Source organism: Aureitalea sp. L0-47, from assembly GCF_026126405.1.
GTDB lineage: Bacteria > Bacteroidota > Bacteroidia > Flavobacteriales > Flavobacteriaceae > Pukyongia.
On sequence record NZ_JAFMTQ010000016.1, the window covers coordinates 1 to 23207 of the forward strand.

The following is a 23207-nucleotide window of genomic DNA, read 5'->3' on the forward strand; positions in this document are numbered from 1 at the left end:
GAAGGGTCGAGAGCCTTTCAGTTGAAGATCAAACTTCATTATCAATGAATATATCTTCCTACAGAAGCGGAGTATATTTTGTAAAAATAAATACCATAGGTGGGTCTGTAACTCGAAAGATTATCAAAAGATAGTCACAGATCAATCTCGATTAGAAAACCCCGGTGCAACACCGGGGTTTTTTTATTCTCAGCAGTTAAGTTCTTTCTGTGTTGATATGATAACAGTTTAACGAATATTTTGTTCGCCTTCTCGAAAACAACCTATTTCATTCTAAAATCACTATTATTTTTTAGTTCGGATTTATAACTTTATAAGTCTGTAAAGAATTTAATATGAAAACGATTATCTCATCTAGAGTCCCCAAATTGTTTTCCACCTGCTTACTACTATTCTTCTGTTCCATAGTTATGGGTCAAGTGGGAATTAACACTGTTAATCCTGGTGATGGATCGATCATGGATGTCAATAGTACAGATAAAGGGATTTTTATTCCAAGAATAAATATTTCTGCCTTAAGTACAATTGATCCTGTAACCGGCATCACAAACACCCCAGCTGCCTTAGCAGCCGCTGAAGGTCTCTTAGTCTATAATACGAATACCTCAACTGGTCCCGGATTCTTCTATTGGGATGGAACAACATGGGCAGCTGTGAATCCTGGAAGCGTCACAGAGCCGGCAATTGATGCCGTATCACTCACTACCGACGAAACGCTTGATTCGACGGGCTATACGGATATCCCCGGAATGTCCGTAACTTTCACTGCTAGGAAAACCTCGGCTTTGGTGAATTTAACAGCTTCGGGTTTCGGAACCACGAACTCTGCCTCTATTGCCTTTCTAAGAGTATATAATGTGACCTCGGCATCGGTAGTTGGAGGAACTGCAGAAAAGGTCCAAAGTCATCTTGAACGAGGAAATCCTGGTGGGTTTAGTATTTGGTTGACCACATGGAGTTCGAACTTCTCTAAGAAGATAACCGGACTCGTTATTGGAAACAGCTATACCATTAAAGTTCAGGGATATGCTGAGCCTGTATCAACTGGAGCAGGTGCCGTTATCAGACCTGTTACCGAGCCTGATTCAAATCACCTTACTTTGTCCGTTCAACAATAGATGCACGTTATGAAAAATATTTTGGCCTTGTTCTTTATTGCTCCATTCATTGGATGGTTTCCGTCTTATGGCCAAAATACTTCTGGAAAAAAGAATAATACTATTTCCATGGAAATGAGCTCTGTTTCGATCAGTGATTCAAAGGATAATCTAAAAGTTGACAAAAACCGAAAAATCATTTATTCCAAAAGCGAAAAAATATCGGTTAAAAACTCAGAAACAGGTCATCAAAATTTAGATTCCATAGCGATTGAACAGAACGCTTCTTTCAAATTTACCGATTCATCTAACTTTGAAAAGGAGCTTTATAGACAGGAACAATGAATCACTGGATATATAACAAGAACTTCCAAAAAGACCTCTTTTTTAAATAATCGAGGTCTTTTTCATTTTGGTAAGCTTCCCTTTCAAAACTAATATTACGGTACGCTTCCTTCCTTTTTCTGTATTGCAACAGCCGAACTAGGTATTCTGTACCATACCAAATATAGAAAGGCAGGATCAGTAACTCGATCTGCTGTCGCAGATGGATTCGCTCGTGATTGAGAAAAACTTCGTCCTCCTTTAGAGCTGAATATTTCAGGATAATAAAAGGCCACAGCACCATCCCGGTAAATTTCTTCGGAATAAGATGGCGATTCACGAATACGAACATGAATACAAGATAGGAAATTGGTATTTTTGTATAATGACTTTCTTTAAGAAAAAAGTGGAGCTGGAAGAAGGAGATTTTTACATCACTCCGGAAGGATACAAATGCTTCACCGAACAATATCACCTGAAACGCGGGTACTGCTGTGAAAGCGGTTGCAGGCACTGCCCCTACGGTTTCGACAAAAAGACGAACTCACAGAAAAAATGACCTTTTCAGAAGAAATAAAACAGGGTATACCAAATTATCTGCCGGATCCGAAACCTTACGATCCCAACTTGAACCACGCGCCCAAGCGAAAGGATATCCTCAATGATCACGAGCAGGAACTAGCCCTGCGCAATGCACTCCGCTACTTTCCCGAGGCGCTGCACCCTGACCTGCTTCCTGAATTTCGTGACGAGCTGGAAACCTACGGACGAATTTATATGTATCGCTATCGTCCGGAGCATCCTATTTTCGCGCGGGCCCTGGATGAATATCCCGGCAAAACGAATCAGGCAAAAGCCATCATGCTCATGATCCAAAACAACCTGGACCATGCGGTGGCTCAACATCCACATGAGTTGATCACGTATGGCGGAAACGGGGCTGTATTTCAGAATTGGGCGCAGTACAGGTTATGCATGCAGTACCTTTCGCAAATGACCGATGAACAAACATTGGTGATGTACTCCGGACATCCGATGGGACTGTTCCCCTCACACAAAGACGCACCCAGAGTCGTTGTAACCAATGGAATGATGATCCCGAATTATTCGAGTCAGGACGACTGGGAAAAATTCAATGCCATGGGTGTTACTCAATATGGGCAGATGACAGCAGGCAGTTATATGTACATCGGTCCGCAAGGAATCGTTCACGGAACCACAATTACTGTCCTAAACGGATTCAGAAAAATAAACAAAGACCCACACGGTGGACTCTTTGTTACTTCGGGCTTAGGAGGAATGAGCGGTGCTCAGCCGAAAGCAGGGAATATTGCCGGCTGCGTGACGGTCTGTGCGGAAGTAAACAAAAAAGCGACACAAACAAGACATTCCCAGGGATGGGTAGATGAAGTCATTTCGGATCTTCCTCAACTGGCCCAAAGAGTGAAACAAGCTGTCGCAAACAAGGAAACGGTATCCATCGCTTACGACGGTAACATCGTAGAGGTTTGGGAATATTTTGACGAGGCCAATATCCGGATCGATCTTGGTAGCGACCAGACTTCCCTGCACAATCCATGGGCCGGCGGCTATTACCCGGTTGGACTGAGCTACGAAGAGTCGAATGAAATGATGGCCAACAACCCGGAGCAATTCAAGGAGAAAGTTCAGGAAAGTCTGAGAAGGCATGCTGCGGCTATCAACAAACACACGGCTAAGGGTACTTACTTCTTCGATTACGGAAATGCGTTCTTACTGGAAGCCTCCAGGGCCGGGGCAGATGTACTTTCCGACGACCCGAAACGGGAATTCAAATACCCGAGCTACGTTCAGGATATCATGGGTCCCATGTGTTTCGATTTCGGGTTCGGACCCTTCCGTTGGGTATGTGCTTCGGGCACTGAGGAGGATCTCGCGCTTACTGATAGCATAGCTACGGAGGTGCTTGAGGAACTCAAGTCTAACTCACCTGAAGAAATTCAGCAACAAATGGCCGATAATATCACCTGGATAAAAGGTGCACGAGAAAACAAATTGGTCGTAGGATCCAAGGCCAGAATCTTATATGCCGATTCCGATGGAAGAATAAAGATCGCTTCTGCCTTCAACAAGGCGATTTCCGAAGGAAAACTAGGCACTGTGATATTGGGGCGCGACCACCACGATGTCTCGGGAACGGATTCTCCATACCGGGAAACATCAAATATCTACGACGGTAGCAGATTTACGGCTGATATGGCCATTCAGAATGTAATAGGGGATAGTTTCCGGGGAGCTACCTGGGTGAGCATTCACAATGGTGGAGGTGTTGGCTGGGGAGAGGTTATAAACGGTGGTTTCGGTATGGTTCTTGATGGTAGTATAGATGCCCAGCGTCGCCTGGAAAACATGCTTTTCTGGGATGTTAACAATGGGATTGCCCGAAGAAGTTGGGCAAGAAATGAAGAAGCTGTTTTCGCCATCAAACGAGCCATGAGACACAATCCAAACCTAAAAGTAACACTTCCGAATTTCGTCGATAACAATTTGTTTAAGTAAACCATACGCTATGAAAAAACTTAAATTCACACCATTACTACTTTTAGTTTTAGTATTTACCTCCTGTACATCCGTTCGGGTGGTGAGTGATTACGATCGTGAGGCGAACTTCAGTGAGTACAAAACATTCGCCTTTTACAAACCGGGAATTGACAAAGCCGAAATTTCCGATCTTGACAAGAAACGGATCTTGCGCGCCATTAATTCCGAACTGGCAGCCAAAGGCATGGCCAAAGGGGAACCCGCCGATCTTCTGGTCAGTATCTTTACGAAAGAAAGAGAACGAGTTGACGTGTACAACAACAACTTCGGATGGGGTTGGGGATGGAACCCATGGTGGTACGGAGGAGGCTGGGGTAATACGGTTTCAAGGTCAACCGAAGGTTCCCTCTATATCGACCTCATCGATGCAAAAAAGAATGAATTGATCTGGCAGGGAATTGGAACAGCACGGCTAATTACCAGCGGCAACATCGACAAAAAAGAGGAAAGGATTCGTGAGATCGTCAGCGAGATCATGAAGACATACCCGCCGGGTGCAGATCAGAACTAATTAAAAAAACCCTCCGAATTGGAGGGTTTTTTATTAATATCCCATTATCTCCTCGACCTTCTCCTTCACTTTTTCTACGGAAGGGATCATGGTTTGTTCTAAAGTACTGTTTAGCGGTATTGCCGGCATGTTCTCACTTCCGATCACCATTACCGGACCATCAAGTTCCCGGAAACATTCTTCCTGTATCCTACCCTGTAATGCTCTGCTGAAGCTGTTTTCCGACGGCTCTTCAGTAACTACAAGGGCCTTTCCACACTTCTTCACGCTCTTAAAGACGGTTTCATAGTCGAGCGGATGTAACGTTCTCAGGTCAATTATTTCAATCCTGTCTTGCAGTCCGAGTTCTTCTGAAGCGTTCATCGCCCAGTGTACACCCATTCCGTAGGTGATAATAGACAAAGTCTCTTCATGTTCCTGTTTCCATATTTCCTGCAGTACCCATGCCTTTCCGAATGGTAAAATATAGTCCTCCGCTGGCTCCACCGAAGTCGCGCCTTTGGTTCCGGGAACCTTACTCCAATACAAGCCTTTGTGTTCGAAGATCACAACAGGATTCGGATCGTAATAAGCGGCTTTCATAAGTCCTTTCAAATCGGCACCGTTACTTGGATATGCGATCTTGAGTCCACGGATGTTGCACACCACACTCTCCACAGAGGAAGAATGATAGGGCCCTCCACTTCCGTAGGCGCCAATTGGCACCCTAAGGATCATCGACACAGGCCACTTACCGTTCGACAAATAACAGCTTCGGCTTACTTCAGTAAAAAGCTGATTGAGCCCCGGCCAGATATAATCGGCGAATTGTACTTCAACGATCGGCTTCAACCCAACAGCACTCATCCCAACCGTGGAACCCACTATAAAGGCTTCCTGTATGGGTGTATTAAACACCCGGTTATCACCAAATTTTTGTGCCAGGGTAGCTGCTTCCCGGAACACTCCACCTAGCCTGCCACCTACATCCTGTCCGTAAAGTAAACACTCCTGGTGTTTGGCCATTAATTCTTCGATCGCGAACAACGCGCAATCTACCATCACAACCTTATCGGCTCCTTCAGGGCTTCGATCCCCTACTTCTTCTGTGACTGTTGTAGGCGCGAAATCATGTGTAAACAAATCCTCCGGCTTTGGGTCTTCTGCTTTGAGGGCTTCTTCAAAGTCGGCGCGAACAATGTCAATACATTCATTTTCGAAACCTTGTATCTCGTCTTCGCTGAAACCATTTTCAGCAAGTAGTTTTTTCATCTTCGGATACGGATCCCTGGATCTGGCTTCATCCAGGTCATCCCTGTACCATTCCATACGAACTCCCGAGGTGTGGTGATTCAGTAAAGGAACCTTAGCGTGCACCAATATTGGCCGCCGCTCCGTTCGAATAGTATCAATTACTTCGGAAATGGTCCTGTAAGATTCCTCAAAGTCGGTACCGTCAATGGAAACGGCGTCCAGTCCGTGGAAACCAGCCGCATACTCAAAGGCATTCTGAGCTCTTGTCTCTTCCTCGTTAGCCGAAATATCCCAGCCATTATCCTGAACCAGGTAAAGAATAGGTAGTTGTTTCAGGGCTGCCATTTGAAAGGCTTCGGAAATTTCTCCTTCGGTCACTGATGCATCCCCTAAGGAACAAACCACAATTGGTTTTTCTTCCGACGTGTCCAAACCTTCCGCTTCCTTATACCAGAAGCCCATGGCCACACCCGTGGCCGGGATTGCTTGCATCCCAGTTGCAGAACTTTGATGCGGGATCTTCGGTTTGTCGTCATCCTTCAAACTGGGGTGACAATAATAGGTTCTCCCACCGGAAAACGGGTCATCTCGTTTAGCAAGCACCTGCAGCATTAACTCATAGGGTCTCATTCCAATGGCCAATAGCATAGAATCGTCCCGGTAATAAGGAAAGGCGTAATCGATTGGTTTTAGCTGCATTCCAACAGCTGTCTGAATAACTTCATGACCCCTGGATGTGGCATGCACATATTTTGAGACAGTTTTGAAATTCTCTTCGTACAAGAAGGTAAGTGCCTTTGCGGTGCACAGATTCTTAAATCCCTTTATGAGCGTTTCCTTATCCAGTGTATTCGGTTTTAGTGTATTTTTCACTTCTTCGATCATCATCGTGGAATTTGCACCATCCATCCAAACGGATCTTCCATCTTACCCATTTTTATTGCGTTCAGGCTGTCATTTACGTCTAATCCGAGTGTGTGATCTTCAGATACCTTAATTACACCATCTTCGGTTCCAATAGTTTCTATATAGGCTATTCCAACAGCTGTACCGGTTCCAAATGCCTCCTCAAGGGTTCCATTTTTCTCGGCTTCGATGATCTCGTCCAGTGTGATTGGCCTCTCAGTTACCTCATAGCCTTTGTGACGTAGCAGATCGATCACACTCATACGTGTGATACCGCTTAATATAGCTCCATCAAGACTAGGCGTGATGATCTTTCCATCGATCTTAAAGAAGATATTCATGGTACCCACCTCCTGGATATAATTGTGCTCCATTGCGTCCAACCATAGTACCTGGTCATATCCCTTTTCTTTGGCGAGTTCTGTAGGTCGGATAGCTGCGGCGTAGTTTCCTGCAGCCTTTGCCTCACCGGTTCCTCCTTCTACAGCACGTATGAATTTTTTCTCGGCCCAAAGGTTAATAGGTTTGCTGAATAAAGGCGCCGAAGGTGATGCGATGATCATGAACTTGTATGAAGTAGCCGCACGCATTCCAATAAATGGTTCATCGGCATACATGAACGGACGCAGATAGAGGGCGCTTCCTTCCATAGGAGGGATCCAGTCCCTTTCCATATCCACAAAGGTTTTAAGTCCTTCAACGAACAGTTCCTCCGGAAATTCCGGCATACCCATTCGCCTTGCGCTGAAATTCAAACGTTCTGCATTCTTCTTTGGCCGAAAAAGCATGGGGTTTCCTTCGGGGTCAACCGTAGCTTTCATCCCTTCAAATATCGCCTGGCCATAGTGAAGTGCCATGGCCGCGGGATGCGTTGGAATATCGTAAAGTGATACTATCCTTGGACTGTGCCATTGTCCGTTATCATAGTCGCAAATGAACATATGATCGGTGAAAGTTCTACCAAGCGGAATATTGTTGAAATCCAGGCTCGGTAACCTTGAATTGGTGGTTTTTTTAATGCTGATTTTATCCATGATCTCCATCATAATTCCTTTATATTTTTCTGGTTTGATTGATTTGTTCCATCTCATCGGCAATCCTTCGTAAGAATGATCCCGCTAAATATCCGTCTACTATTCGATGATCGAAGGACAATGACAGGTACATCATCTGCCTTATCTCTATTTTATCTCCGTCCTCGTGCTCCATCACTTCCGCCCTTTTCTTTATAATACCTGTCGCGAGTATGGCCGCTTCAGGCTGATTGATGATGGGCGTTCCCATCAAACTTCCGAAGGTTCCAACATTGCTTATCGTAAACGAGCTTCCGCTGGTATCATCCGCCGCCAGTTTTCCTTCCCTCGCCTTCATAGCTAGCTCATTGGTCTTGGCAGCCAGTTCCTGAAGGTTTAGCTTATCGGCATCCCTCACAACAGGAACGATAAGATTACCAGAAGGTAGAGCTGTTGCCATCCCAATATTGATATGCTCCTTCACTATGATGTTCTTTCCATCCAGTGATGAATTGATCATTGGGAATGCCTTTATTGCTTTTGCTATGCATTCGATGAACAGTGGTGTATACGTTAGTTTCTGATTGTATTTCTTCTGAAAATCCGCCTTAACCTTATTACGCCAGTTTACCATTTCAGTGAGATCGGCCTCAACGTAGGCCGTGACATGTGGAGAGGTATGTTTACTGAAGACCATGTGGTCCGCGATCATCTGCCGCATTCGGTCCATTTCCACGATCTTCCCTTCTCCTTTATCAAATTGCAGGTCGGGCACCTTAAATCCGGTACTTTCTGTAACGGGTTGAGCGAATTTGAAGGGCCTGCCATCGTCTATGTAGTTCATCACATCGCTCTTCCGCAACCTTCTGTCTTTTCCAGTTCCCGGAATACGAGCTAATTCTTCGTAGCTGATATGGTGTTCCCTGGCAATACTATCTACAAGCGGACTCACAAATAGGTCCTCATTCACCTGGAAGGATGCCGCCTGAACCGATTTCTTCTTTCTTTTTGTTTCTGAAGTTGACTTAGGAGCTTCCTTTTTGGAAGGTTTTGATTTTCTAGTTTCCGAAGGAATCACAGGCAGTTCGCCATTGGTTTCAATTATCGCGATCACCGAACCAATATCAACCACGTCATTCGGCTCGTATAAAAGTTCAACGATCTCTCCAGATACGGTAGAAGGCACTTCAGAATCCACCTTATCAGTAGCCACTTCGAGCAAAATTTCGTCAAATTCAATAGTATCCCCTACACCTTTGAACCATTTAATAATGGCGGCTTGCGTAATACTCTCGCCCATCCTGGGCATTTTAAATTCAAACTGACTCATCAGCTTCTTTTAAACTCTTTCAACGTTTTATAAAAATCTTCTTGTTCGGGTCTCTCTTGGGGAATTTCCCTAAGCGGTTCAACCTCCCATAAACTGTCGTGACAGTCTTTAGGCAACTGCTGATACAATCGTGTACCTGCCGTTTTCCATGCTATCATTTCTTCCGAAACTTCCTTGATCGCTTTAGCGGGATTACCTACTATTAATTGTCTTTTTTCAAACTTCGACTCCGCCTTTACAAAGCTCATGGCGCCAACGATACACTCATCGCCAATTTCAGAATCATCCATAATCACCGAGTTCATCCCGATAAGGCAATTTCGCCCGAGGTTCGCTCCGTGTATAACCGCTCCGTGCCCTACATGAGCACCTTCTTTCAGCACAATGCTTTTCCCCGGAAACATGTGTACCGTACAATTCTCCTGCACATTCACACCGTCTTCCAGGATGATCTCACCCCAGTCGCCTCTTATGGCAGCTCCGGGACCTATATAACAGTCTTTTCCAATGATCACATTCCCGGTGACCGCAGCAAGCGGGTGCACGAAACTGGATTCGTGGATTACTGGTATATGTCTTTTAAAACTGTATATCATCACTTATTCCTGCGTAGGCAGGAATCTTTTTGTTTTTAATACTGAATTTTCAATTTGATGCCAATTCAGGGCAATATCCATCCAACCTGGATTCATTTCTTCTATAAGCCTAACTTTCCACTCACGCTTCCACTTTTTCATACGCTTCTCTCTCAATGCCGCTTCAGATCCTGAATCAAATTCCTCAAAACAAACCAGCTTATCACAATTGTATCTAGCACTGAACGCATTTTTGAAAACCTTTAATTTATGTTCCCAAACTCGGGATTCGAGATCATCCGTGACGCCAGTATAAATAACACCATTCTGTTTATTCGTCATTATATACACATACCAGTTATTCATCTCTAATCCAATGAGATTCCTGCCTTCGCAGGAATTATTTAAAACGCTTCAATGTCTCTTTAGTAAACTCAGAAAGCACTAATCTCCCGCTAATTGCAGCTCTTTCTGCCAACAATTCATCCCAGTTCTCAGTGCCTTGCCAGAATACTTTCTTCATCTCCCGCATGGCTTCGGGGTTGTAACCGCAAAGTTGTTCAGCGAAAGCGCGAACTGCTTCATCTAATTCTTCGGTAGAATCAAAAACTTTTGCAAACAAGCCTTTCTGCCGGGCCCATTCCGCGTCGTAAAAAGCATTGGCGTCTATGGCGATCTGAGACATTCCGCTCAATCCAAGTTTACGTTCTACGGCCGGACCTACTACAAATGGGCCAATACCCACATTCAACTCGCTCAATTTAATCGAAGCATATTTTGTTGCCATGCAAAAGTCGGTAGCCGAAGCCACACCAACTCCTCCTCCAACTGTCTTTCCCTGTATGCGCCCGATGATGAATTTCGGACACTTACGCATAGAATTGATCACATTTGCAAATCCACTGAAAAAGACCTTACCTGTCTCCGCATCTTCGATATTGATCAATTCCTTGAAGCTGGCTCCTGCACAAAAGGTGCGGTCACCGCCACTTTTCAGAATAATTACTTTTACATCATCGTTCTCCCCTGCCTCGGTAATAGTTGCCGCAAGCTTGGCCAGGATATCTCCCGGAAGACTGTTATGCGCAGGATGAAAAAACTCAATGGTTGCGATTCCGCTGCCTATATGTTCTTTGACGTAGGGTGCTGTCATAAATTCAATCTTAGATCAATCCGAATTGTTCGAAATGATGGTTCAGGTGTTTGCGTTCAAGCAGGTACCATTCGAAACGGTTCAATTCTCCAAACACCACATTCTTAGTTACCGCTTCAGGGTTTTCTTTAAAGAAATCCAGGTATTCCTGTCGCGCTTCAAGCAATCTCGCTTTTGCAGTGGCAAGGTCCGGATGCCTTAATTTCGCCATTTCAGATTTCTCCCTCAATGGGAAGTCGTACCCTTGGGGCATTTTTTCATAATTGTACAAAGTGGCGTGAACCTTTTCCAATATCTTTTCCGGGGTTGAGATCTCAAAATCCTGTATCTCTCCAGAAGCTATCCTGTAAGTATACTCCAAATGCTCCAGCATATGTTGTGGCATTAAGTCACCCCAGGCCGGCTTGGAATCCTCAGTTAGATTCGCCAGGCATTCGGCTATCTTCTCATCAGTCATCTCCACGAAAGTGGTTTGTTTCTTCTGAACCATCGTAAGAACGGTAACAACTGCCACCAATTCATCTTCCTGATCGAAGACCTCTCCGTACCACTTCACAATTCCGCTAGGCAATTCTGTTCCGCGCTGCTCGCGATCAATCTTCTGTTTACAGGTAAGTCGGACGTAAATAGTATCGTTATGATAGATCGGCCGAAGGAAACGGCAATCTTCCAGTCCGTAATTCGCTGCGACAGGTCCTTTATTTGGGTATACGAACAATCCAGCAGCCGCGGCTAGCAGAAAATATCCGTGCGCCGTTCGCTTTTCGAATATGCTACCGTCCAAAGAGGTGATATCGGTATGCGCATAGAAGTGATCCCAGGTAAGGTTTGCGAAATTAACGATATCTCCATCCGTGATGGTGCGTTTATGTGTTTTAAGCGACATGCCCGCTTCAATATCTTCCCAATAATATTTAAACGGGTGTTGCTCTGCTTCTTTATAGGCTCCTTTCGGCTGGTAAATTCCTGTAACTTCGGTAAGTGTGGTTGGTGTGCCCTGTACGGCACAACGTTGCAGATAGTGCTTAACACCGCGCATTCCACCCATTTCTTCTCCTCCTCCTGCTCGTCCGGGACCTCCGTGAATAAGCGTGGGTAGTGGCGACCCATGGCCCGTACTCACCCTGGCATTCTCCCGGTTCAGTACTAAAATTCGTCCGTGATGTGAGGCTGCGCCAATCACATAATCTTTAGCTATCGAATCGTCATAGGTAGCAATCGAGGAAACCAGCGATCCTTTTCCCATCTGTGAAAGAGTGATCGCTTCCTGCAGGTCTTTATAAGGCATTAATGTGCTCACTGGGCCAAATGCTTCGGTAATATGAGCTGCCTCGTTTTTGAACGGGTCGTTCTCCCTAAGTAGGATCGGCTTCAAAAATGCACCTTTTTGGGCATCAGCACCAATGGTTTCAACTGAATCGAGATCACCATATACTATATCAGCGGTCTTAGCGATCTTAGCTACCTGTTCTCTAACTGACTGCCGTTGCGCATCACTAACCAGGGCTCCCATTCGGACTTCCTGTAGTCTCGGGTCTCCAATGGTAACCTTATCCAGCTGCTGCCCGAGTGCGATCTGAACATCCTCCATTAGTTTTTCAGGAACAATGATCCGGCGAATGGCGGTACATTTCTGTCCTGCCTTCACCGTCATCTCCTTACGAACCTCTTTTATGAAAAGGTCGAATTCCGGTGTACCCGGAACAGCATCTTCTCCCAGGATAGAGGCATTCAGGGAATCGGCCTCCATAGTGAATGGAACTGATTCTTCGATTAGCTGCGGATGATTTCTAAGTTGTTTTCCAGTAATGGCAGATCCCGTGAAGGTAACCACATCCTGTGATTGCACTGTATCTAATATATTTCTTGCAGTGCCACTGATCAACTGTAAGGCACCTTCAGGAAGAATTCCCGAAGTCACTATCTCCCTAACCACAGCTTCGGCTAAGTAAGCCGTTTGTGGAGCGGGTAGCACCACGGCGGGCATTCCGGCCATCCAGTTCACGGCACATTTCTCCAGCATTCCCCAAACCGGGAAGTTAAAAGCGTTTATGTGAACCGCCACCCCTCTTCTCGGGACCATGATGTGATGTGCCATAAACCTACCCCCGCGGGACAAGTCAATAGGCTCACCTTCTACATGATAAGACTGATTTGGAAACAATTTCCGAAGAGAGGCATTGGCAAATAGGTTTCCAAAACCACCCTCTATATCGATCCAGCTATCTACCTTGGTAGCCCCGGTTCGAAAGCTGAGGTCGTAAAAGGAATCTTTGTGTTTGGTGAGGTATAGCGCGAGTTTCTTCAGCATTAATCCACGTTGCTGAAAGGTCATTCTGCGAAGTGTTTCTCCTTTATCGCGTCCATATTGCAAGATGGATGGAACATCCAGGCCTTCAACAGTCACAGAAGTGAATTGCTCACCCGTAACGGCGTCAAATACCGGAGCTCCGTCACCCGATCCGTCTAGCCATTTTCCCGAAACGTAATGTTGTGTTTTTTTCATGCTTAGAAATTTGCGTTTTCAATCACCGCTGCATATCCCTGGCCCACTCCCACACACATGGTGATAAGAGCGTAGCGCTTATTTTGTTCTCTTAATTCCAAGGCAGCCGAATAGGCAATTCGCGCTCCGGTTACTCCCAGTGGGTGGCCGATAGCTATCGAGCCGCCGTTCGGGTTGATTCTTGGGTCATCATCGTCAAGCCCCCATTCCCGTATGCAAGCAAGCGCCTGGGAGGCAAATGCTTCATTCAATTCTATTATATCGATGTCATCCATCGATAGTCCGGCTTTCTCCAATGCTTTATTACTGGCTTCAACCGGGCCTATTCCCATGATCCTTGGTTCAACACCAACCACAGCCGAACTAACGATTCGCGCCAGTGGATTCAGATTGTATTTCTGAACGGCCTCTTCCGAAGCTATAATAGTAGCCGCAGCACCATCATTTAATCCGGAACTATTTCCAGCCGTAACACTACCCTCCTTTTTGAAAGCAGGTCTGAGTTTCGCAAGCACCTCCTTGGTAGTACCTGGCTTGACAAATTCATCTTCAGAAAAGATAATTGGATCCTTTTTTCGCTGCGGAATAGACACCTCAACGATCTCCATACCTAGTCGGCCATTTTGCTGGGCCTTGGCAGCCTTCATTTGACTCCAATACGCAAATGCATCCTGGTCCTCCCGAGAGATATTGTATTTTTCCACCAGGTTTTCGGCCGTGTTCCCCATACCATCTGTTCCGTACATTTCGTGCATCTTCGCATTTACAAATCGCCAACCAAAACTGGAATCGTACATCTTCGAATCATTTCCGAAGGCTGAAGATGGCTTAGCGATCACATAGGGTCCGCGAGTCATATTTTCCACTCCCCCTGATATAAACAGGTCACCATCACCGGCTTTGATCGCTCTGTTCGCCTGGATAATAGCAGAAAGTCCGCTGCTGCACAGTCTGTTGACTGTTTCACCGGGCACGGTGAATGGCAGTCCTGCCAGCAGCAGCGCCATACGCGCTACATTCCTGTTATCTTCGCCTGCCTGGTTGGCACATCCCATGATCACGTCGTCATAGGCATCCTTAGGTATGCCAGGATTTCGCTCCACCACTTCTTTAATCACATGAGCCGCAAGATCGTCAGTACGAACCTTGCTAAGTGTACCTTTGTAATTCCCGATAGGTGTTCGAACACCGTCTATGATATATGCTTCTTTCATATTATTTCCAATCTAAGGACGATCGATAAACCATTCCTTTGAACAACGCAACGATCTCGTCGCCCCGTCGTACTTCGATAACATTAAATGCCACCTTTGTTTTAACTATATCGATGATCGCCTCTGCTTCCAGGTAATCACCAACTTTTATCTCGGCCACATGATTAATGGATGTTTCAATGGAAACCGCCATTTTTCCATGGGAGTTGGCCGCAAAGCCAAAGGCAGTATCAGCTAAGGAATAACTGATGCCTCCATGCGCATTTCCCATACTGTTCAGCATCTCCTCACGTACCGTCATCCCCACCTTGCACCTGCCAATTTCAGATTCCACGATCTCTATCCCCAACCAGCTACTAAAAGCATCCTGGGATAACATCTTATGTGGAATCTTCTTACCTTCTATCATTTTAAAAGAAGGTTTTTTGTTCTTTGTTCATTCTTCTTAGCATTGGACTGCAACGATACCGGTCTTCCCGGTATTCATCATACAGGCCGTCCAGTTTGTTCACACACCATTCGATACCTTTTTCATCGGCCCAGGCAAGCAGACCTTTAGGGTAATTTACTCCCTTGGTCATGGCATTGTCTATATCGTCGGCACTGGCGATATTCCAGAATAGGGCATCCGCCGCCTCGTTAATTAGCATGACAAGGATTCGATCGAATATCTTTTGGGCCAACCCAACATTTTCATGTACTTCGGGATTGGTCGCCCCTTCTTTGTAGTTGTAATAACCTTTTCCTGTTTTTCTACCGAAATAACCGGCTTCGGCCAGGCGTTTCTGTGTGAAGGAAGGCGTGTAGCGAGGGTCGTAATAGAAAGCTTCGAATACGGTTTCGGTTACGGTATAATTGATGTCATTTCCAATAAAATCCATCAATTCAAAAGGACCCATTCTGAAACCACCAATAGATTTCATAGCCCAGTCGATAGTTGCAACGTTGGCAATTCCTTCTTCATAGATCCGCAGTGCTTCACCATAAAAAGGTCGAGCAACACGGTTTACGATGAATCCGGGCGTGTCCTTCACCACTGCAATTGTTTTTCCCCAGGATTCTATGGTCTCAATTGCAATGTTCTTTGTTTTGTCTGAAGTCTGAACCGCAGGTACGATCTCTACCAGCCTCATTAGTGGTGCTGGGTTGAAGAAGTGGATACCTATACATCGTTTCGGACTCTTTAAAGCCGATGCAATAGACGCAATAGAAAGGGAGGATGTATTGGATGCGAAGATTGTCTTTTTGGAGACGATCTTCTGTAATTTCTGAAACAACTCCTGCTTGATCTTGAGGTCTTCGATGATGGCTTCGATCACCAGGTCTGAATCTGATAAAGCATCTAATGCATTTACGTACTTTATGTTACCGTGTATCCTTTCTTTTTCTTCTGAAGTGATCCGGCCTTTTTCAATTAGTCGGTTGAGAATTTTGATCAGGGCTTGTTCCGCCTTTTGCAGTGCCTCAGGGTTTGTATCGTAAAGGCATACATTACATCCTGCCGTTGCCGCTACCTGGGCAATACCCGAACCCATGGTTCCCGAACCGATAATACCTACGTTCTTTATCATTATTTTCCTTTGAAGACAGGTTTACGTTTTTCAACAAAAGCGGCTACGCCTTCTGCATAATCTTCACTTTGTGCCGACTCGATCTGGTATTCTGATTCCATGTCCAATTGTTGATCCAGCGTATTGGACATAGACGCGTTCAATAACTTCTTTGTATATCCCAGAGCTTGGGTAGGCATCTTGGCCAATGTATTCGCGGTTTTCTCAACGGTTTCTCTAAAGTCTTCAGCAGAAACCACCTTGTACACCATTCCCAATCGCTCCGCTTCTTCGGCGCTAACCTTATCACCTAACATCATCAAAGCAGAGGCTTTTTGGAAACCGATCAATCTCGGTAAAAAGAAAGTTCCCGCACTATCGGGAACCAAACCTATTTTACTAAATGCCTGTATGAAACTCGATCCTTCGGAAGCAATTACAATATCACAGGCCAATGCAATATTGGCGCCGGCCCCCGCAGCAACGCCATTCACCGCGGCGATTACAGGTTTTTCAATGGCCCGGATCCGCCTGATGATTGGATTGTAATGTTCTTCAAGTATTTTTTTGAATCCTGGATTGAGGTCGGGAGTAGTTACTTCCTTCAGGTCCTGTCCGGCGCAAAAGGCCTTACCATTTCCCGTGATCACTAAAGCGCGAACCTCGGCATCAGCCTCACATACATCCAGTTCATCCTGGAACAGCAAAGCCATTTCCCTGTTGAAGCTGTTGAATACTTCAGGTCGGTTCAAATGAAGCCACGCCACGCCATCGGTGATCTTTTTTTCTATTGATACACTCATATTATTTCAAACATTTAAAATAATCGAAAGGCTCCTTGCAATCATCACACTGAAACAGTGCTTTACAGGCGGTGGAACCAAACTGACTCACAACATGGGTATTGGTGCTACCACAGTTGGTACATTTTACTATTCGCTGATTGCCCAGCAAGGCATCTTTATCGGCAGTTTCCTCCAGTGGAGGCGCGATTCCGTAGGCTTCCATCTTCTGTTTGCCTTCCTCACTCATCCAATCGGTGGTCCACGCCGGAGCTAATACAAGTTCCACTGTGGCCTCCATTCCATGTACTTTGAAGGCCGCTTTCAGGTCATCGCTTATTACATCCATGGCCGGGCAACCCGAGTAGGTTGGTGTGAGTTTTATCTGCACTATTCCATCCTTCAATACAGCTTCACGGATCACCCCCATGTCCAAAACGGTAAGCACCGGGATCTCAGGGTCTGCTACTTCCTGGAGTATAGGGATCAATTCGCGTTCAATATTCGGATGAAGATCTATTGTCATATTACCACGTCATATTTGGATAGGTTCGCTGCATATATTGTAATTCGGTAAGGATATAGCCCATGTGTTCTGAGTGGATCCCTTCTTTCCCTCCTTTTTTGAAATATGGATTGGCCGGAACTTCCAGAGTTGCTTCTTCCAGTAAATCTGAAACTTCTTTGTAATAGGATTCTTTAAATTCTGAAACATCTACTCCAATTCCTTCGGCTGCCATCTTCACATCAGACTCAGTCATATCGAATAACTCATCTGTGTACGGCCAGTAATGATCGATAGCTTCCTGCATTTTCTCGTGGCTTTCTTCGGTTCCGTCACCAAGGCGTTTCAGCCAGTCGCCTGAAAAACGCTTGTGGTAACTAACTTCCTTAATGCTTTTGGCTGCAATTGCCGCCAGGGTTTCATCATTGCTATTCAGAAGTGCTGTCATCAATTGATAGTGAAACACATCAAAGAGATATTGCCTGGCGATCACATGTCCGAAATGTGTATTCGGCTGTTCCACCAGCAATACGTTCTTGTAGTCGCGCTCCAAACGCAGCATAGCAACATCGTCTTCTGTTTTACCATTTCCTTCCAGTTTGGCTGCATACTGATAGTAGCTCCTGGTTTGACCGAAGAGATCCAGGGCTATATTGGTAAGGGCTATATCGGTTTCCAAATTGGGTCCATGGCCACAAAGTTCTCCCAATCGCTGTCCGAGGATGAGGGAATTATCGGCTACACCTAATACGTACTTATATAAATCCTGATTTTTCATTTACATATGTTTTACTTCATCGGGGAGGTCGTAAAATGTGGGGTGTCGATACACCTTATCCTGAGCGGGTTCGAACAACTCACCGTTATCTTCAGGATTGGAGGCAGTGATATACTTACTTTCCACCACCCAAATACTCACTCCTTCGCTTCTTCGTGTATATACGTCCCGGGCATTTTCCAGAGCCATTTCAGCATCGGCAGCATGTAAGCTCCCAAAATGCCTGTGTTCCAGACCATTCTTTGATCTAACGAATACTTCCCATAAAGGCCATTCTTTCTTCATATTCTTAAGTTTAACTCGCTTTTGCTACTTTTCTTTTCTCTTGTTTTTCAGCATACGCCATGGCTGCATCTCTAACCCAGGCACCGCCTTCCCAGGCACCTACTCTGGCTTCCATACGTTCCTTGTTACAAGGTCCATGTCCCTTAACAACTTGCCAGAATTCATCCCAGTTTATTTCCCCGAATTCGTAGTGTCCGGTTTCTGAATTGAACTTAAGATCCGGGTCCGGAACGGAAATTCCCAGTATATCAGCCTGAGGCACTGTCTGATCTACAAATTGCTGCCGCAATTCGTCATTAGTCTTACGTTTGAGCTTCCATTTCATGGATTGAGCCGTATGAGGAGAGTCCTCATCACGAGGCCCGAACATCATCAAACTCGGCCACCACCATCGGTTGAGGGCATCCTGAGCCATCGCCTTTTGTTCTTCAGTTCCACGGCTAAGGGTTAGCATGATCTCGTATCCCTGGCGTTGGTGAAAGCTCTCTTCTTTACAGATACGTACCATGGCTCGGGCGTAAGGACCAAATGAAGTACCACACAAAGCCACCTGGTTGATGATGGCTGCTCCGTCTACAAGCCAACCAATCGCACCGATATCGGCCCAGGTGATCGATGGATAGTTGAATATGGATGAATATTTTGCTTTTCCACTATGCAACTGCTCGTACATTTCTTCTCTTGAGATTCCAAGTGTTTCAGCAGCGGAATAAAGGTATAATCCGTGCCCGCCCTCATCCTGAACTTTCGCCAGGAGTGCGGCTTTTCTTCGTAGTGATGGTGCCCTGGTGATCCAGTTACCCTCCGGCAACATTCCAACAACTTCTGAATGCGCGTGCTGGGATATCTGCCGAATATGGGTTTTTCTATATTTTTCAGGCATCCAGTCTTTGGGTTCGATCTTATCATCTCGTGCTATCCGGGCTTCGAAGATCTCCTCCAGGTTTTTAATTTCTTTTTCACTCATATCTTCAATTTTTAAACATCAAAATCAACTTTTACTTTTTCTGAAAGTGGCACTGCCTGGCAGCTGAGAACGAAGTCCTGATCCAGATCGTCCTCTTCCAGGGCGTAATTCACCTTCATTTCTACGGTACCCTCGAGTACTTTACACTTACAGGTACTACAAACTCCTCCTTTACAAGCAAAGGGCAGGTCGGCACCTGCACCCAGGGCTGCGTCCAGTATATTGTCGTAGTCCTTCGTCATTGTAAAATGAAACTCTTTACCTCCATCAATGATGGTGAGATTCACTCCTTCAACGTTCTGCTGCGACAGTCGTTCCGCTCTCGCTTTATCTTCTTCTGAAAGACCTTTTACAAATAATTCAAAATGAATAAGTTCTTTTGGCAAACCTGCGTTTACGAGGTACTCGCTCACATAATTCACCATATCTTCAGGGCCACATAGGAATACCTCGCTGGTATCCGGAATATCGATAAAGGTCTTACACAACACCTCCATACGCTCATCGTCGAACCTTCCGTTGAACAGTTCGATATCGCGACGCTCGCGAGTGAGAAAGTAGTAGATCTCCAGTCGCCCAAAATAGGCGTTCCGAAGCTGTTCCAGTTCTTCCTTAAAGATAATGGATTTAGCTGTTTTATTCACATAAAAAAGCTTACAAGTGGAATGGGGTTCCTGCTTTAAATGCGTTTTTATCATCGAAAGTATAGGAGTAATTCCACTACCAGCAGCGAAGAAGAGATAGTTCTTGGCTTTATCCGGATTCACTTCCACACCAAAACGCCCACTAGGAGCCAGCGCTTCTAAGTAGTCCCCGGTTTTCAATTCGGAGTTTACAAAGGTTGAAAATTTTCCTTCCGGGATAAGTTTAACTGCTACTCTCCATTCCGCTTCGCTGGGTCCGGAACACAAACTGTAATTTCGTCTTACCTTCTCGCCGTTTATCTCAGCTCTGAGCGTTAAATGCTGGCCCTGACGATAGGCGAAATCATCTTGAAGTTCCTCGGGAATGTCCAGCGTAACCACCGAACAATCATCGGTTTCTTTGTAAATATCTTTAACTCGTAAATTGTGAAATGTAGCCACTGTTAACCGCTGTTTTAGGACTAACAAAACTAACGTTTGTTAGTCTATTTTGCAAGTTTATTTTTTAACGCATTATCCCCTCCAGCATAACCGCTACCATGTCCTTTTTCAGCACGTTAACATCCAATTTTCCGCGCTTCTGATACCAGAGGTACAGAGTCCGTAAGGTTGATAAAATTGAGAACAGTATTACTTCAGGATGACGCGGTTTCAGATCACCCACCTCAATGCCTTCTTTTATGATTCTTCTAAAATTTTCCTCGTACTCCTCGCGCATCCTTACAAAATAAATCAGGTCTTCATCCTCGAGGTGCATCCAGTCGTTGTTGAGGGCCGCAAGGGCTTCGGAATGATTAACCGTGATATCGATGTGCATTTCGATCACACTCTTGATCTTGTCCAGGGGGCTTCCTTCGGAAGTCACCACGGCATTCATTCCACGGGTGAATTCTTCAGCAAGAAAAAGAATCAATGTGGAAAGGATCTCCTGCTTACCTGAAATATGATTGTATAGGCTGGCAGCCTTGATCCCCATCTCCTGGGCAATATCTCTCATCGAAACGGCATTGTATCCTTTTTCCTTGAAAAGGGAGGACGCCACTGCTACAATTTCGTCTTTCCGGGTTGCAGTATTCATAGACTATCAAAGATAGCGAAATCGAGCTTAAAAGCCGCAGACTTTGGAAAGCTGAAACCGCTGTAGTACATTTGATGCCTTATGGAAGCTAGCTACGAAAGCAATGAATTGATAGATCGGTTACCACCCCATCTAAAGCAATTCATAAAACCACAAAATTACGATGACTACACCCCGATCAACCAGGCGGTGTGGCGTTATGTGATGCGTAAAAATGTGGATTACCTCAGTAAGGTTGCGCACGAGAGTTATTTGGACGGCCTTCGCAGAACCGGGATCTCGATAGACCGTATTCCTTCGATGTACGGGATGAATCGGATTCTTAAAGAGATCGGCTGGGCAGCGGTTGCTGTGGATGGCTTTATTCCGCCAAATGCATTTATGGAATTCCAGGCCTACAAGATCCTTGTGATAGCAAGCGATATCCGGCAGCTGGAAAATATCGAATACACACCGGCACCGGACATCATTCACGAAGGAGCAGGTCATGCTCCTATCATTGCGAGTCCCGACTACGCAGAGTACCTGAGACGTTTCGGTGAGGTAGGTGCCAAGGCGATCACCAGTGCCCACGACAATGAAATGTACGAGGCAGTGAGGCAATTATCTATTCTGAAAGAGGCCAATCCATTATCTGTTGAAAACCTTGAAACCAAGATTACAGCCGCAGAAGAACGAGTGAACGTGCTTCAACAGAAAAAAGTAGCCCCTTCCGAAATGGCTCTCATACGCAACCTGCATTGGTGGACAGTAGAATACGGACTTGTGGGAAAAGTAGAGGATCCCAAGATCTATGGAGCCGGATTACTTTCCTCGATTGGAGAAAGTGCCTGGTGCATGCAGGATGAAGTAAAGAAAATACCTTACTCCATCGATGCCGCCTACCAGGAATTCGACATAACTAAACCGCAACCTCAGCTATATGTAACTCCTGATTTCGCTTACCTCCAGGAAGTGCTTGAAGAATTCGCCAATACGATGGCGGTTAGAAAAGGTGGCTGGCGCGGACTCAAAAAGCTAATTGGCAGTAAGCAAATTGGCACCATCGAACTAAGTACCGGTCTTCAGGTGAGTGGTATTTTCACCAGGATGATCCAGAACGAGGACAATGAAGTGGTCTATTTTGAAACCGAAGGGGAAACCGCCCTCGCCTATCGCGAAAAAGAAGTGATCGGTCATGGAATCAGCAGGCACTCGAACGGATTCAGGTCTCCGCTGGGGAAACTGAAAGGAATCAATCTTTCGATCGAAAATATGGGGCCTCGTGACCTGCAAGCCTATAATTTCTACGATGGCAAACCTATCTCCTTCGAGTTTGAAAGCGGCATTACCGTTGACGGACTGAACGTTACGGGAATGCGAAATATCAGTGGTAAACTGATGCTTATCCAATTCACGAATTGTACGGTTAAATTCAAGGATGAGATATTATTCTCTCCGGAGATGGGTGACTTCGACATGGCTGTTGGTAAAGAGATCGTTTCCGCCTTTGCCGGGGCAGCCGACTACCACTCCTTCAATATCCTGGCTCACAAGGTGAGCGAGACCGAAACAGTTCGAACTCAGTTATCTTCCGAAGAACAAAAATTGAACGACCTCTACCAGGGGGTTCGGGACTTTAGGGAATCAGATAGTAAGGAAATATCTTCGTTGGAGACTATTTTCAAAAGTGTGAAGCATGATTTTTCGGATGACTGGCTACTTTCTTTGGAGATCTGCGAACTTGCTTCGGAACTGGACAAGGAATTTGCCGGAATTGTTCGAAACTACCTGGAAAACGTTAGAACGAATCGCCCGGAAGTAGCACATTTAATTGATAACGGACTCAAACTTATTAAAACCTAAACGATATGGGAATTTTTAGTTTTCTATTCGGAAATAAAACCAAAAAGATAAAGGAATTCATTGCCCGCGATGCTATTATCATCGACGTGAGAACCAAGGCAGAATACGATAACGGGGCCATTCCCGGCTCTCGGAATATTCCCCTTCAGCAGTTGTCCGGAAAGATTTCAGAAATAAGAAAAACGAATAAACCGGTCATTACCTGTTGTGCCAGCGGCATGCGCTCCGGTAGTGCCGCTGGAATCTTGAAAAGTCAGGGAATCGAAGCTATGAACGGCGGTGGTTGGGCAAGCCTCTACGGAAAAATGTAAACCCCCGAAGATGCTATTGG

At 45.4% G+C, this 23207-nt stretch carries 26 protein-coding genes; 8 read left to right on the top strand and 18 right to left on the bottom strand.

The features are described 5' to 3' along the window. The 3 genes from J1N09_RS15555 to J1N09_RS13350 form a co-directional block, all read left to right on the top strand. Positions 1 to 134: T9SS type A sorting domain-containing protein (locus J1N09_RS15555; protein ID WP_414826853.1), on the top strand; the 134-nt coding region annotated here is incomplete at its 5' end. 201 nt (positions 135 to 335) lie between these two features. After that, complete coding sequence (locus J1N09_RS13345) at positions 336 to 1118, top strand: hypothetical protein (RefSeq protein ID WP_265200733.1); 783 nt, start codon at positions 336 to 338, stop codon at positions 1116 to 1118. 9 nt (positions 1119 to 1127) lie between these two features. Further along, positions 1128 to 1442 (top strand): hypothetical protein, encoded by a 315-nt coding sequence (locus J1N09_RS13350; protein WP_265200734.1) that lies wholly within the window; start codon positions 1128 to 1130, stop codon positions 1440 to 1442. Between the two features lies 1 nt (position 1443). On the opposite strand, the gene J1N09_RS13355 is transcribed toward J1N09_RS13350, so the two are convergent. Next, complete coding sequence (locus J1N09_RS13355) at positions 1444 to 1773, bottom strand: hypothetical protein (protein WP_265200735.1); 330 nt, start codon at positions 1771 to 1773, stop codon at positions 1444 to 1446. A gap of 33 nt (positions 1774 to 1806) precedes the next feature. Here J1N09_RS13355 and J1N09_RS13360 point away from each other — a divergent pair, with 33 nt between their 5' ends. From J1N09_RS13360 to J1N09_RS13370, 3 genes are read left to right on the top strand one after another with little or no spacing between them, the layout of a single operon-like run. After that, entirely contained in the window at positions 1807 to 1980 is a 174-nt protein-coding gene (locus J1N09_RS13360) for a DUF5522 domain-containing protein (protein WP_265200736.1), read from the top strand. Further along, positions 1977 to 3959, top strand: a complete 1983-nt coding sequence (locus tag J1N09_RS13365; protein ID WP_265200737.1) for a urocanate hydratase — start codon at positions 1977 to 1979, stop codon at positions 3957 to 3959. The genes J1N09_RS13360 and J1N09_RS13365 overlap by 4 nt, the downstream gene beginning before the upstream one ends. Before the next feature lie 10 nt (positions 3960 to 3969). After that, complete coding sequence (locus J1N09_RS13370) at positions 3970 to 4512, top strand: DUF4136 domain-containing protein (RefSeq protein ID WP_265200738.1); 543 nt, start codon at positions 3970 to 3972, stop codon at positions 4510 to 4512. A 33-nt stretch (positions 4513 to 4545) separates the two neighbouring features. Here J1N09_RS13370 and J1N09_RS13375 read toward each other — a convergent pair whose 3' ends face one another. The 17 genes from J1N09_RS13375 to J1N09_RS13455 all read right to left on the bottom strand — a co-directional run bounded on the left by J1N09_RS13375 (position 4546) and on the right by J1N09_RS13455 (position 21031). Beyond that, positions 4546 to 6630, bottom strand: coding sequence for a thiamine pyrophosphate-dependent enzyme (locus J1N09_RS13375; RefSeq protein WP_265200790.1), 2085 nt, complete (start codon positions 6628 to 6630; stop codon positions 4546 to 4548). Further along, entirely contained in the window at positions 6630 to 7697 is a 1068-nt protein-coding gene (locus J1N09_RS13380; RefSeq protein WP_321160816.1) for a branched-chain amino acid aminotransferase, read from the bottom strand. The genes J1N09_RS13375 and J1N09_RS13380 overlap by 1 nt, the downstream gene beginning before the upstream one ends. A gap of 7 nt (positions 7698 to 7704) precedes the next feature. Beyond that, entirely contained in the window at positions 7705 to 8994 is a 1290-nt protein-coding gene (locus J1N09_RS13385) for a dihydrolipoamide acetyltransferase family protein (RefSeq protein ID WP_265200739.1), read from the bottom strand. Beyond that, complete coding sequence (locus tag J1N09_RS13390; RefSeq protein ID WP_265200792.1) at positions 8994 to 9590, bottom strand: transferase hexapeptide repeat family protein; 597 nt, start codon at positions 9588 to 9590, stop codon at positions 8994 to 8996. Before J1N09_RS13390 ends, J1N09_RS13385 begins: the two co-directional genes overlap by 1 nt. Positions 9591 to 9593: 3 nt before the next feature. Next, positions 9594 to 9935 carry a GIY-YIG nuclease family protein gene (locus tag J1N09_RS13395; protein ID WP_265200740.1) on the bottom strand — a complete coding sequence of 114 codons (342 nt, stop codon included), beginning with the start codon at positions 9933 to 9935 and terminating at the stop codon, positions 9594 to 9596. Between the two features lie 34 nt (positions 9936 to 9969). Further along, complete coding sequence (locus J1N09_RS13400; RefSeq protein WP_265200741.1) at positions 9970 to 10722, bottom strand: enoyl-CoA hydratase/isomerase family protein; 753 nt, start codon at positions 10720 to 10722, stop codon at positions 9970 to 9972. A 10-nt stretch (positions 10723 to 10732) separates the two neighbouring features. Continuing rightward, the gene (gene paaZ / locus J1N09_RS13405) at positions 10733 to 13228 is read right to left on the bottom strand and encodes a phenylacetic acid degradation bifunctional protein PaaZ (protein WP_265200742.1); all 2496 of its coding nucleotides are present in this window, start codon (positions 13226 to 13228) and stop codon (positions 10733 to 10735) included. A 2-nt stretch (positions 13229 to 13230) separates the two neighbouring features. Then, complete coding sequence (gene pcaF, locus J1N09_RS13410; RefSeq protein ID WP_265200743.1) at positions 13231 to 14442, bottom strand: 3-oxoadipyl-CoA thiolase; 1212 nt, start codon at positions 14440 to 14442, stop codon at positions 13231 to 13233. Between the two features lies 1 nt (position 14443). Continuing rightward, on the bottom strand, positions 14444 to 14851 hold the full coding sequence (locus tag J1N09_RS13415; protein WP_265200744.1) for a PaaI family thioesterase: 408 nt from the start codon (positions 14849 to 14851) through the stop codon (positions 14444 to 14446). A gap of 1 nt (position 14852) precedes the next feature. After that, on the bottom strand, positions 14853 to 16013 hold the full coding sequence (locus tag J1N09_RS13420; protein WP_265200745.1) for a 3-hydroxyacyl-CoA dehydrogenase NAD-binding domain-containing protein: 1161 nt from the start codon (positions 16011 to 16013) through the stop codon (positions 14853 to 14855). Further along, positions 16013 to 16795, bottom strand: a complete 783-nt coding sequence (locus J1N09_RS13425) for an enoyl-CoA hydratase-related protein (protein ID WP_265200746.1) — start codon at positions 16793 to 16795, stop codon at positions 16013 to 16015. Before J1N09_RS13425 ends, J1N09_RS13420 begins: the two co-directional genes overlap by 1 nt. A 1-nt stretch (position 16796) precedes the next feature. After that, positions 16797 to 17300 carry a 1,2-phenylacetyl-CoA epoxidase subunit PaaD gene (paaD, locus tag J1N09_RS13430; protein ID WP_265200747.1) on the bottom strand — a complete coding sequence of 168 codons (504 nt, stop codon included), beginning with the start codon at positions 17298 to 17300 and terminating at the stop codon, positions 16797 to 16799. A gap of 1 nt (position 17301) precedes the next feature. Further along, positions 17302 to 18057 carry a 1,2-phenylacetyl-CoA epoxidase subunit PaaC gene (paaC, locus tag J1N09_RS13435; RefSeq protein WP_265200748.1) on the bottom strand — a complete coding sequence of 252 codons (756 nt, stop codon included), beginning with the start codon at positions 18055 to 18057 and terminating at the stop codon, positions 17302 to 17304. Beyond that, positions 18058 to 18342, bottom strand: a complete 285-nt coding sequence (gene paaB / locus J1N09_RS13440) for a 1,2-phenylacetyl-CoA epoxidase subunit PaaB (RefSeq protein ID WP_265200749.1) — start codon at positions 18340 to 18342, stop codon at positions 18058 to 18060. Positions 18343 to 18352: 10 nt separating this feature from the next. Next, complete coding sequence (gene paaA, locus J1N09_RS13445) at positions 18353 to 19309, bottom strand: 1,2-phenylacetyl-CoA epoxidase subunit PaaA (RefSeq protein WP_265200750.1); 957 nt, start codon at positions 19307 to 19309, stop codon at positions 18353 to 18355. 11 nt (positions 19310 to 19320) lie between these two features. Continuing rightward, a complete protein-coding gene (locus tag J1N09_RS13450; protein ID WP_265200751.1) occupies positions 19321 to 20394 on the bottom strand; it encodes a 2Fe-2S iron-sulfur cluster-binding protein in 1074 nt (357 codons plus the stop codon). 64 nt (positions 20395 to 20458) lie between these two features. Then, entirely contained in the window at positions 20459 to 21031 is a 573-nt protein-coding gene (locus J1N09_RS13455) for a TetR/AcrR family transcriptional regulator (protein WP_265200752.1), read from the bottom strand. Positions 21032 to 21112: 81 nt separating this feature from the next. Between J1N09_RS13455 and J1N09_RS13460 the strand changes: the two genes are divergently transcribed. After that, on the top strand, positions 21113 to 22876 hold the full coding sequence (locus J1N09_RS13460; protein ID WP_265200753.1) for an aromatic amino acid hydroxylase: 1764 nt from the start codon (positions 21113 to 21115) through the stop codon (positions 22874 to 22876). A 5-nt stretch (positions 22877 to 22881) separates the two neighbouring features. Then, positions 22882 to 23187: a rhodanese-like domain-containing protein gene (locus tag J1N09_RS13465; protein WP_265200754.1), complete on the top strand. Its 306-nt coding sequence runs from the start codon at positions 22882 to 22884 to the stop codon at positions 23185 to 23187. Positions 23188 to 23207 lie beyond the last annotated feature (20 nt).

What these genes read in the sequence shown, in the direction of transcription:
- paaD (WP_265200747.1), bottom strand. Translation starts at nt 17,300, where the DNA reads ATGACAATAGATCTTCATCCGAATATTGAACGCGAATTGATCCCTATA.
- paaZ (WP_265200742.1), bottom strand. Translation starts at nt 13,228, where the DNA reads ATGAAAAAAACACAACATTACGTTTCGGGAAAATGGCTAGACGGATCG.
- J1N09_RS13375 (WP_265200790.1), bottom strand. Translation starts at nt 6,630, where the DNA reads ATGATCGAAGAAGTGAAAAATACACTAAAACCGAATACACTGGATAAG.
- J1N09_RS13365 (WP_265200737.1), top strand. Translation starts at nt 1,977, where the DNA reads ATGACCTTTTCAGAAGAAATAAAACAGGGTATACCAAATTATCTGCCG.
- paaC (WP_265200748.1), bottom strand. Translation starts at nt 18,057, where the DNA reads ATGAAAAATCAGGATTTATATAAGTACGTATTAGGTGTAGCCGATAAT.
- J1N09_RS13380 (WP_321160816.1), bottom strand. Translation starts at nt 7,697, where the DNA reads ATGATGGAGATCATGGATAAAATCAGCATTAAAAAAACCACCAATTCA.
- J1N09_RS13390 (WP_265200792.1), bottom strand. Translation starts at nt 9,590, where the DNA reads ATGATATACAGTTTTAAAAGACATATACCAGTAATCCACGAATCCAGT.
- J1N09_RS13355 (WP_265200735.1), bottom strand. Translation starts at nt 1,773, where the DNA reads ATGTTCGTATTCGTGAATCGCCATCTTATTCCGAAGAAATTTACCGGG.
- J1N09_RS13350 (WP_265200734.1), top strand. Translation starts at nt 1,128, where the DNA reads ATGAAAAATATTTTGGCCTTGTTCTTTATTGCTCCATTCATTGGATGG.
- J1N09_RS13425 (WP_265200746.1), bottom strand. Translation starts at nt 16,795, where the DNA reads ATGAGTGTATCAATAGAAAAAAAGATCACCGATGGCGTGGCGTGGCTT.
- paaA (WP_265200750.1), bottom strand. Translation starts at nt 19,309, where the DNA reads ATGAGTGAAAAAGAAATTAAAAACCTGGAGGAGATCTTCGAAGCCCGG.
- J1N09_RS13370 (WP_265200738.1), top strand. Translation starts at nt 3,970, where the DNA reads ATGAAAAAACTTAAATTCACACCATTACTACTTTTAGTTTTAGTATTT.
- J1N09_RS13360 (WP_265200736.1), top strand. Translation starts at nt 1,807, where the DNA reads ATGACTTTCTTTAAGAAAAAAGTGGAGCTGGAAGAAGGAGATTTTTAC.
- paaB (WP_265200749.1), bottom strand. Translation starts at nt 18,342, where the DNA reads ATGAAGAAAGAATGGCCTTTATGGGAAGTATTCGTTAGATCAAAGAAT.
- J1N09_RS13415 (WP_265200744.1), bottom strand. Translation starts at nt 14,851, where the DNA reads ATGATAGAAGGTAAGAAGATTCCACATAAGATGTTATCCCAGGATGCT.
- J1N09_RS13465 (WP_265200754.1), top strand. Translation starts at nt 22,882, where the DNA reads ATGGGAATTTTTAGTTTTCTATTCGGAAATAAAACCAAAAAGATAAAG.
- J1N09_RS13455 (WP_265200752.1), bottom strand. Translation starts at nt 21,031, where the DNA reads ATGAATACTGCAACCCGGAAAGACGAAATTGTAGCAGTGGCGTCCTCC.
- J1N09_RS13395 (WP_265200740.1), bottom strand. Translation starts at nt 9,935, where the DNA reads ATGAATAACTGGTATGTGTATATAATGACGAATAAACAGAATGGTGTT.
- J1N09_RS13385 (WP_265200739.1), bottom strand. Translation starts at nt 8,994, where the DNA reads ATGAGTCAGTTTGAATTTAAAATGCCCAGGATGGGCGAGAGTATTACG.
- J1N09_RS13345 (WP_265200733.1), top strand. Translation starts at nt 336, where the DNA reads ATGAAAACGATTATCTCATCTAGAGTCCCCAAATTGTTTTCCACCTGC.
- pcaF (WP_265200743.1), bottom strand. Translation starts at nt 14,442, where the DNA reads ATGAAAGAAGCATATATCATAGACGGTGTTCGAACACCTATCGGGAAT.
- J1N09_RS13420 (WP_265200745.1), bottom strand. Translation starts at nt 16,013, where the DNA reads ATGATAAAGAACGTAGGTATTATCGGTTCGGGAACCATGGGTTCGGGT.
- J1N09_RS13400 (WP_265200741.1), bottom strand. Translation starts at nt 10,722, where the DNA reads ATGACAGCACCCTACGTCAAAGAACATATAGGCAGCGGAATCGCAACC.
- J1N09_RS13460 (WP_265200753.1), top strand. Translation starts at nt 21,113, where the DNA reads ATGGAAGCTAGCTACGAAAGCAATGAATTGATAGATCGGTTACCACCC.